Genomic DNA, 1,231 nt, shown 5'->3' with positions numbered 1-1,231 from the left:
AGAAAATTTCACAAAAAAGCTGCACTATGCATGCAGCTTTTTATGTGTTTGCTTTAGAGGTAGAGGTTTTAAAGTATGAAAGTATCCTTACGGCTTCTGTAACCATAATATCCAAACACACTGGAAATAATGGCGCCTATCAGACTGCCTAAAAAGCCCCACCATCCCATATTGGAGGCTGTTTTTGTGGCTTTAGTCGCAGTGTTTTGGGCAGCTTTGATTGTATCTTCAAGATTATCCGAGAGTGTTTCTGCCCGTTCTTCAAGCGCTTTTATCGCCTTTTCCGTTTTTTCCTCTGCACTTTGATAGAGTTGGACGGCACGGTTTACTGCTGTTTGTGCATCAGCACGGGACATGCCATCGGTCATGAGGGCTTTGATGATATCACTTCGATCAAATTTTTCCGTGAGATCTTCTACGCGATCAGACAGGCGCTCACCAAGATTTTTTAAAGTGGTGCGATAGTGAGAAGGATCATTTTTGAAAGCTGTTATTGCTGAACCAATATCGTTGAGTGCAGCTTGATAGGTTTGTTTTAAACGATCAGGGTTGAGAGCAGGAATGTCGCTTTTATTAAGAAGGGTGCGCAATTCACTCGAAAGTTGATCAAAATTGATGCCATTGTCACTGTTTTTTGCAAAAAACTTTTCAACACTTTCGCTGTTTAATTTTGCAAGTATGGGGGAAATATTTGTTTTGAGGCTGTCTACGGTTTGTTGGATCGTGGAGCTGTTTTCTAGAGCCGTTTTAGCTCCTATCTTTGCTGTACTAGAAACCACGTGGATGGCTTGAAGGGTCATCAGCAATGTTATGAGAGCCCAAGTGAGAAAGCCATGAAGCGTCCCTGAGGTTTCAGCAAAACGTCCAGCAACAAAGCCTCCTAAGGCTAGGCTAATCAGTGTAACGATAACAGAACCCACGCCAAAGGAGAGGAAAGAGCCTTCCAATGGGGTTGAAGAGGTGAAATCCATTTGGCTTAAGCCTAACGCTGCTACCAGAAAAGAGAGGCAGATTGAGGTGGCAAGGGCTGTCACCAGTCCCGCAAAGATTGCGGACCATGAAATGGGTGTGTGAAAGAATGGATACTTTTCTTCTAGAGATGTTTCTCCTAGAAAATTCGTATTGAATGGTGTGTCTTCCGGAATGCGAGTTTCCATGTTTTATCTCCTTGAATATGCTGGAGATACAATGTCTTTTTGCCAATTATGTTCCAAAAGGGATAAAGAGCCGC

The 1,231-nt window shown here is 43.0% G+C and carries 1 protein-coding gene; it reads right to left on the bottom strand.

The annotated features are described in order from the left end of the window. Positions 1 to 68: 68 nt before the first annotated feature. The gene (locus tag PVV60_RS10550; protein WP_273724678.1) at positions 69 to 1,157 is read right to left on the bottom strand and encodes a DUF3792 domain-containing protein; all 1,089 of its coding nucleotides are present in this window, start codon (positions 1,155 to 1,157) and stop codon (positions 69 to 71) included. Positions 1,158 to 1,231: the final 74 nt, after the last annotated feature.

It is taken from the genome of Bartonella sp. AU18XJBT (assembly GCF_028618595.1).
Lineage (GTDB): Bacteria > Pseudomonadota > Alphaproteobacteria > Rhizobiales > Rhizobiaceae > Bartonella.
The sequence above is the reverse complement of the archived record's forward strand: the minus strand, read 5'-3'. Positions and strand labels throughout refer to the sequence as shown.